The 8,819-nt window shown below is 53.0% G+C and carries 5 protein-coding genes; 4 read left to right on the top strand and 1 reads right to left on the bottom strand.

Going from position 1 to position 8,819, the window contains the following annotated elements; all coding sequences use genetic code 11:
• Positions 1-54: 54 nt before the first annotated feature.
• Entirely contained in the window at positions 55-1,266 is a 1,212-nt protein-coding gene (locus IQ273_RS26190; RefSeq protein WP_194026077.1) for an aromatic ring-hydroxylating dioxygenase subunit alpha, read from the bottom strand.
• Positions 1,267-2,037: 771 nt separating this feature from the next.
• On the opposite strand from IQ273_RS26190, the gene IQ273_RS26185 reads away from it, so the two are divergent.
• The 4 genes from IQ273_RS26185 to IQ273_RS26170 all read left to right on the top strand — a co-directional run bounded on the left by IQ273_RS26185 (position 2,038) and on the right by IQ273_RS26170 (position 8,703).
• The gene (locus IQ273_RS26185; RefSeq protein WP_228053906.1) at positions 2,038-3,711 is read left to right on the top strand and encodes a BCCT family transporter; all 1,674 of its coding nucleotides are present in this window, start codon (positions 2,038-2,040) and stop codon (positions 3,709-3,711) included.
• A 267-nt stretch (positions 3,712-3,978) separates the two neighbouring features.
• Complete coding sequence (solA, locus tag IQ273_RS26180; RefSeq protein ID WP_194026076.1) at positions 3,979-5,136, top strand: N-methyl-L-tryptophan oxidase; 1,158 nt, start codon at positions 3,979-3,981, stop codon at positions 5,134-5,136.
• A gap of 194 nt (positions 5,137-5,330) precedes the next feature.
• Entirely contained in the window at positions 5,331-6,122 is a 792-nt protein-coding gene (locus IQ273_RS26175; protein WP_228053904.1) for a GntR family transcriptional regulator, read from the top strand.
• Positions 6,123-6,714: 592 nt separating this feature from the next.
• The gene (locus IQ273_RS26170; RefSeq protein ID WP_194026075.1) at positions 6,715-8,703 is read left to right on the top strand and encodes a hypothetical protein; all 1,989 of its coding nucleotides are present in this window, start codon (positions 6,715-6,717) and stop codon (positions 8,701-8,703) included.
• Positions 8,704-8,819 lie beyond the last annotated feature (116 nt).

The raw sequence follows: 8,819 nt of genomic DNA, 5'->3' as shown, positions 1-8,819 counted from the left end.
ATTCAAGGTTGGAGGTTTAAAGACACCCATCCACCCATCCACCCATCCCCCCCTCTACCCCTCTACTGCCTTCGCCACCATCTGCTGAAAGCGATAGACCGTCTGCTCTAGCTCTGGCGAAAAGCAGCCGCCATCAAAGCGGGGAGATTTGCGACCCACCTGCATGCGCTCAATCATGGTGATGTCTTCGTCGTTGGTGTCTTTCCAGAGGTCGATGGGCAGGTGGCGCAGGGCCTCGTTATCAGGCGTCATAGCCTCGTCGCCGACGAAGTAAAACGTCATGCGCTCCTGGGTTTTGCCGGGGCTGAGGGGGTTGGCGACAAACACCAGAAAATAGTCAGGATGAACGCCCACCATCAGGTTTGGAAAGATGGTGATGTATTCAGCGACGGTTTCTTTATGATTGGCCTTTAGATTGGGGAAGGTGGGCAGCGATCGCCCCTCAATTTCCCCGCTTTTGTACAGCAAGCTGCCCTGGCCGACATGGGTATTGCCCACCTCAAAGCCGAAGTGGTCTTCCATTCGGGAGCAGCTGTTGAGGGCGGGATGCACCCAGCTCAGGTGATAGCTTTCGGAGAAGTTCTCGACCGCTAGCTTCCAGTTGGCTTTGCATTGCAGACTGACCTGGCGGGGTTCGCGGCGCAGCTGGCCGAGGTCGTAGGTTGACCAGCGCTCAATTACGGGGGCCAGATACTCCTCTAGCGGGGGCGCATCGCCAGAGAGATTAACGAATACCAGGTCGAGCCACTGGTCGCAGCGGATGGCAGTCAGCCCTTTGCTCTCGCGATCGAACCCGTCGTAGGCGTCTTTGTGGTAACCGCCAAAGTGGGGTGTGCTCTTGAGGCTGCCGTCGAGCTTGTAGGCCCACGAGTGGTAGGGGCAGCGCAGGTTGCCTTGCACGTTGCAGGATTTATCGACGAGTTGCAGACCCCGGTGGCTGCAGATGTTGTGAAAGGCGCGCAGGGTACCGACGCGATCGCGCACTAACGCAATTGGCATACCCGCTACTTCCGTAGGGTATACATCGCCCGGATTGGGCAGATCAGACGCCAGACCTACACACACCCAATACTGGCTGAACACAGTGGCTCGCTCCCGATTGAGATAGCGAGTGCTGGTGTAGGCCTCTGCCGATAATCCGGGGTGCCGATAGTCACTTAGGTTGATGACCGATAACTCTCGATGTACGCTCGCCGCCTGATAGGTTTCAGGACGCTCCACAAGGGTCAAATCGGGCGGGGAGCTAGCAATATTTTCCGGGGTCATAGTCCGCCTCAGCAGCTGTATAGATGTTTCACAGACATTTTTTGCGGCGATCGCTCGGGCTGGCCACCCAATCAAACCTATGCAAATGGGCCAAAACCTGCTTTCACAACCTGTAACTACAAGCTTATAACCTAATTTCAAGACTTGTAATTACAAGTTGTATATGAACACTAACGACTTAGTAGATGTGAAATGGTTTCCTGGGTTACACTTTCAATCCTCTTGGTCATGGAGCTATAACGATTTCCAGGATATGTCTTGGGGACCAAAAGAAATTTTTGTGGTATCTCAAGAGAAACGTAGGCTTGATTAAATATTGTTTGGCCAGAACATCGGATTTTCAAAACTTGTAGTGACAACTGTATCGAGCAAAACAGTTTCACTCTTCAGGAGAACCTATTCTCAGCACCAATAGAGTTTGCTGAGTTCTGGCTTTAGGCGACCCAGTTCTTTGTAGATTGATCGGGCAGTCAGCCCCTGCAAGGCTCATGGTTGATGCGAAAGCGCTGCCAAATTAAGGGAATAGATGTCTGTAACGTCTGTAACGGAAGTGTTACAGGGCATCTCGGTTCCTTGACAAGGCTCCTGCGTTTATTGAAAGGTGATCAACAAGGCAGCCATAATTGGCGATCGCGAAATATCACCCCTTCTAATCGAGCTGAAGGTCCTATCTAGGGCAAACAACAGGTACTGACTAGCCCTTGCAAGAATGAGTCGCTTGCTAGGGATGTTACGAACGCTTGTTGATGTATTACGAGCTTGTTAATCCATATGACTTCACCAGATTCAGGACAAAATGGCCATGTGGAGCATCCCTTTGTGATGCCCGATCATGCGCCTACCCGTCATAGCCTTCGCCGTCCGGGCGATCGCAATTTCACCTCTAAAGGTTTTGACTTTCACCCAGAGGTCTTTTTGGTCTCTGGAGGCTTAGTTATCCTGTTTGTATTGTTTACGCTGCTCTTTCAAGATCCGGCTGAATCAGCTTTTGGGGCAGTCCAGTCCTTCATCTCGGGCACGCTGGGCTGGTTCATGATCCTGTCTGTTACATTCTTTTTGCTGTTCACGATCTTCATTGCTCTCACCAAATTGGGCAGTGTGCGTTTAGGCGGCCCCGACGCCAGGCCAGAGTTTCCCACCTTCGCCTGGATTTCCATGCTGATTAGCGCTGGCATGGGCACTGGCCTGATGTTCTGGAGCGTCGCGGAGCCGATTTACCACTTCCAAGACCCGCCCGTGATTTTGGGGGCGATCGAGCCCAATACCGCCGATGCCGCCCGGCAGGCCATGGGTATCACCTTCTTTCACTGGGGACTCCACGCCTGGGGAATCTACGCGTTGGTGGGCCTGTCCCTGGCCTTTTTTGCCTTCAACTGGGGGCTGCCCCTGACCATCCGCTCGGTGTTTTATCCGCTGCTGGGCGAAAAGATTTACGGCTGGCAGGGCAACGCGATTGACGTTTTGGCGGTGGCCTCCACCCTGTTTGGCCTGGCGACCTCTCTGGGCTTTGGCGTCCAGCAGACGAATGCTGGCCTGAACTTTTTGTTTGGTCTGGAAATCAGCACCCCAGTTCAGGTGGGGCTGATTGCGATTATCACCGGCTTTGCCACCGCCTCGGTGGTGTCGGGCCTGGGGAACGGGGTGCGCCGCCTGAGCGAACTCAACATGATTTTGGCCGCTGTGCTGCTGGCGTTTGTGGTGCTGGTGGGGCCAACGGTCTTTCTTCTCAACACCTTCGTTGAAACGACCGGCTACTACCTGGCCTCCCTGCCTACCATGAGCTTCTGGACTGAAACGTTCAACGATGCCGGTTGGCAGAACGGCTGGACCGTATTCTACTGGGGCTGGTGGGTATCCTGGGCACCGTTCGTGGGCATTTTTATCGCCCGCATCTCTCGGGGCCGCACCGTGCGGGAATTCATTATCGGGGTGCTGCTGCTGCCGACCGCTCTGACCTTCCTGTGGATGTCGGCCTTTGGCGGCACGGCCTTGAGTCTGGAACTGGCCGAAGGCACTGCCGGCATCATCAGCGCCGCCGTGTCCGAAAATGTGGCCACGGCCCTGTTCGTGATGCTGGAGCAGCTCCCCTTAACCGGCATTACCTCCTTTGTCGCCATCATCCTGGTGGTGGTATTCTTTGTCACTTCCTCCGACTCCGGCTCCCTGGTGGTGGACAGCATTGCCTCTGGCGGCAAGCTGGAGTCGCCGGTGCCTCAGCGAGTCTTTTGGGCCGTGCTCGAAGGGGTGGTGGCCTCGGCGCTGCTGCTGGGCGGCGGTCTGTCGGCGTTGCAAACAGCTGCAATCAGCGCGGGCTTGCCCTTTGCCGTGGTGCTGCTGGTCATGTGCTTCAGCATCTACAAAGGGCTGAGCTACGAGCACGACGTAGTTAACGAGAAGCGCAAGCTGATCGCAGCGGAAACCGCTGAGCAGGCGATCGCCCGTTAGCGGAGATCCCCCCTGCCCTCCTTAGAAAGGGGGGTGAGGCCTTTTCAAAGTCCCCCTTTCTAAGGGGGATTTAGGGGGATCTCCACCTTCGTAATGAGAGGCTCAATGAGAGGTCGGCCGTTTTAAGCCGCCGCCCATTCAACTCTCAGTTCAATCACCCCGGCTTACAGCAGGTATTTCGTAGGGGCAAACGGCGTTTGCCTCAGCCGGGAAAAGGCAATTAGTTTTTCACCATTCTCACTAGGTTTTTGCCAGGAGCTTGCAACGATGGCGCAGCAGTTTGATGTGATTGTGATCGGGGCCGGGGGCGTAGGCAGCGCGGCGGCCTACTATTTGTCAAAAGCTGGGAAAAAAGTGCTGCTGCTGGAGCAGTTTGAGCTAAATCATCAAAACGGCAGTTCCTACGGCTATTCTCGCGTCATTCGCTACACCTACGACAACCCCATTTACGTTGACCTCATGCGGGATGCCTACCCGCTCTGGTTTGCGCTTCAGGAAGAAGCTGGGGAATCGCTGTACGTCAAAACCGGCGGCCTCGATTTTGGCTTTCCCAATACCGATACCTTTCGGCAGATGAAAGCGAGTTTAGATGCGTCGGGTCTGGACTATGAGCACCTCGACAAAGCCGATATCGCCCAGCGCTACCCTCAGTTTGCCCTAGATGATGGCATGGAGGGGCTATTCCACGCCGATACTGGGCTGCTGAGGGCCTCTAACTGCGTGCTGGCCCACACCCGCCTGGCCCAGGAGCGCGGTGCGACGGTGATCGATCAGACGCCTGTACTCAAAGTGGTGCCCACCGAGAGCGGGGTAGAGGTGCAGACTGGTAAAGAGACTTTTAGCTGCGATCGCATCGTGCTCACCGTGGGCAGCTGGGCCAAAGGGCTGCTGGCCGATCAGGGCATTGACCTGCCGCTCAAAATCATGCCTTGCCAGCTGGGGTTTTATCAGCCCGGCACCCCCGCCAACTTTGAGCCGGGCAAGTTTCCGGTTTTCTTTGCCCACATGAATGGCCCCTACGGCGAAATGCCCTATGGTATTCCCCACGAAGACCCCAGCATTGGCCTCAAAATCACCACCTTCTACGGGTGGGATACCGTCGAGAAACCCAGCCAGGTTGACTACACCCCCAGCCAGGATTGGACAGAGCGAATTCGCGATTTCGCCAAGCAGTACATTCCCGACGCCGCCGGGCCGCTGCTGTCTACCCGCCGCTGCCTCTACACCCTCACCCCCGACAAGCAATTTGTGATTGACCAGCATCCCAACCACCCTCAGGTGGTGATTGGAGCGGGCTTCTCAGGGCACGGCTTTAAGTTCACTACCCTGATGGGCAAAATGCTGGCCGATTTAGCCCTAGACGATCGCACTCCCCACGATACCAGTCTGTTTAAGCTGGCTCGATTCCAGCTGGTGGCCGCATAGGCCAAGCTGGCTAAGCCGTGTTCTATCGGCGGGGGCTGATGCAGTGGCGTCGGCCCTGCCCTTATCCATCTCAATCCGCCGATATACGCGGCAAGCCCCAACCTACACTCCCAAACTTGCGCCATCAGCGACTAATCCTTCTGGCCTTTCCCCCCTCGGCCCTGATTAGATTAAGATGCCGGAGATCTGCAAATATGACAGTCTTTATGGTTCCTAATGGGCAAGAGGCCGGTAGTCAGCCGCTGCACATGGTGATTTCAGAAAAGCTGAAGGAAAAAATTGAGACGGGTCTATACGAGCCGGGCGAGCGGTTGCCCAGTGAATTTGACCTGGGCGAACTCTTTGGGGTCAGTCGCACCACCATTCGTAAGGCGATCGCCAGTTTGTCCCAGCAGGGGCTGGTAACCACCCAGCGAGGCAAGGGTATTTTTGTTACCGACCCCCACAAAATAAGTTTCTCGATGTCTAACCCCCTGCTGTACTTTGATGCGGCGTTGAAGCGGCAGGGCTACACTAGCCGGGTACAGTCGCTGCGGTTTCAGCGCATTCAGGCCCCAGCGGAGGTGAAGCGCAAGCTAGCGCTGACCGACAAAGCCGCTCAGGTCTACTGGCAAGAGAAAATCTACTACGCCGACGATACCCCCATTGCGCTAGATATCACCTACTATCCCGAAGCCACGGGGCAAGCCCTGGCCGAGCCTCTGAGGCAGGGGTTTACCTACAGCACCCTGGTGCGCAACGGTATTCACCTTCAGGCCGCCAAAGTAAGCCTGGAGAGCATTCCGGCCACCTACGAGCTGAGTGAATATTTAGCGGTGCCCCTGGGAATGCCGCTGCTGGTGTTTAACTACGTGGCCTATGGAGGCTCCGGGAAGCGCCAGCCCGCAGTCTGTGGCAAAACCCTGTCGCGATCGGACTGGACCTGCTATACCGCCGAGATCGAAGTCGATGCGCCCGACCTCAGCGTTTTAGAAAACTCACCCTAGGACGTGTCATCAATTCTTGCTACGATCCTTATCCCATAGGCATTGCCACGCCCGACCCAAAAACAGGCTAGGGGCTGTAACCGCTGATTCTTAGACTATTGGCGATTAGTTGATGACAGCCCCTAGTAGGCGTAAGTTTTTCCATTAAATAACCCCCAGTGCACGAGGCACTGGGGGCGGTTTAGATATAGGGAGTTCGCTATAAAGAGGCTGGTCTAGAGCGGCTATTGCCATCCTTAGAATGCCTCAGACCCGCCGATACCGGCATAGGCCTATGGGTATGTTCATCGGAAGTTGGCCCAATTCCGGAAATCGACAAAATTTAGGCGGATTGTGATGGCTGTCACATGCGATCGCACTCTCAGTCCTGAAGAATTTTCAGTAAGATTAGGGATGGCCTGTACTAAATGTGACATTCGCGCTTTGAAGAGTCGAACATTGAAGCAAATCTCATCGAGAAGGCTAAGAGTATGATTTTCTATGCCTTAGGTAGGCAGTCGATCAACACTACAGCGCTTAAAGGAGATTTGAGAAAATCCTATCGCAAACCTTCAGTCTGGTGCTGACTTATTAACTTGGAGCAAAGAACCAAGTGGATCCGAAAACTACTTTTGTCTCAAGCTACAAGTTTATCGATCTTCATAGAACCTTCTATGAGCTGTCGGAACATGGAAGTGAGCACGACGAGATCGAAATCAACCAAACTTTTCGTTTCGGCAAGCATCTCGGCTGGTCGAATCTTATTGAAGAATATCGTCTGATCATTTTGTCCGAGGCTGGTTCGGGCAAAACTTCCGAAATTCGAAACATCACATACGCATTGAGGCATGAGGGCAAGCCAGCATTCTTCCTTCGCTTAGAACATATTTCCAGAGATTTTGAGGATGCCTTTGAGGTCGGAACTTACGAACACTTTGAAGAATGGCTAGCGTCTGGCGAGGAGGGATGGCTTTTCCTAGACTCGGTTGACGAAGCACGTCTTCGAGATCCTCGCGACTTTGAGCTGGCAATCCGCAAGTTGAGCAGGCAGATTATTGCGGCAAAAGACCGAACACATATTGTAATAACTGGCCGAACTACAGCATGGCGACCTAAGACGGATCTTAATTACTGTACTCAACATCTGCCTTATGAAGCGACTACTACAGCTGAACATGAGCAGAATGCTGAAATGAATGGTCCTGAAGGTAGTGTGCAAACCAATACTGCGTCAGAGGACAAGGCCCAACCAACTTTCAAGATCGTCGCATTTGATGATCTAACACGTGATCAGATTGCGATATTTGCGAAAGCGCGAGGCGTCAAAGACAGCAAAGCTTTCCTTGATGCAGTGGAAAGGGCAGATGCTTGGTCATTCACATCACGTCCTCAGGATTTGGAGGAGCTTACCGAATTCTGGCTCGACAAAGGTAGGATTGGAAGCCGCCTCGAAATCATGCGAAACAGCATTGACCGAAGACTATCTGAACGTGACCAAGATCGTGCTGATATTCGTCCACTTTCAATGGAGTGCGCCCGTCAGGGTGCAAGACTCTTAGCTGCAGCCACTACATTGACTCAGAACCCGGTGATTACGGTTCCTGATGGAGCGGAAAACTCCAAAGGAATCGCGGTTCAATCCATACTTCCTGATTGGGACAACAATGATCAATTAACTTTGCTATCACGGCCTATATGTGATGAAGCGATTTATGGCACAGTACGCTTCCATCATCGCTCAGTACGAGAATACCTAACCGCCGAGTGGTTTGCCGAACTACTTAGGCGTGAAACATCGCGCCGAACCATTGAAACACTATTCTTTAGTAATCAGTACGGTTTAGATATTGTCATCCCTACGTTGCGTCCAATCTTGCCATGGCTAGCAATTTTGGATGAGAAAATCAGCGAACGTGTTCGAAAAGTCGCACCTGAAATTATCTTTGAAGGGGGCGATCCTAGTCAGCTACCTTTAGAGGTCCGTCGCTACATACTTCGCGAAGTCTGTGAGCAAATAGCTAGCGGTGCTACTGGTCGATCAATGCGCGACTATGCGGCAGTTCAGCGTTTTGCCAATCCTGACCTGACTAATGATGTACGTGCGTTAATTCAAGAATATGCAAACCATGAAGATCTGACAGAATTCTTGCTCCGCATGGTGTGGCTTGGCCAGCTTTCAGATGCATTGCCGGAGGCCTTGGAAGTTTCACTTCATGCAACTGCTGAGAAGTATGCCCGAATAGCGGCGTTTAGAGCTATAAGAGCAATTGGTTCTAGCGAAGATCAAGAGCATATTCGCCAAAGCTTTCTCGCAGAAGCAACCGAACTGAAACGAGAATGGCTTGCTGAACTCATCGAGGATATTCAGCCGACAGAACATACCGTCACCTGGCTTTTAGCGTGCCTAGAAAAGAGTGAGCCGAAAAAACGATTTACCGTTGATTACCTAATAGAGCGCGTCATAGAATTTTTTGGCATCGCTGACATTGATCTGCTGCCTCAACTGGTGACAGGCTTGAATCATTTGCTTAGCATTCCACCAGTAATTGAGCGTCGGGATTGCGAAATATCTCAAAAATTTAAATGGTTGATAAGTAGCTAGGCGCATTTAAACATAAAACGTTCTAGCTGATAATTTCCAGCTTTACTACGCGCTTCCATGCCGTCAATGACGGTCATGGCCAAGTCATATTCGTTATCAAACATCTGACCGGCAAT

The organism is Nodosilinea sp. LEGE 07298 (assembly GCF_015207265.1).
GTDB lineage: Bacteria > Cyanobacteriota > Cyanobacteriia > Phormidesmidales > Phormidesmidaceae > Nodosilinea.
This window is presented reverse-complemented; position numbering and strand designations above follow the sequence as displayed.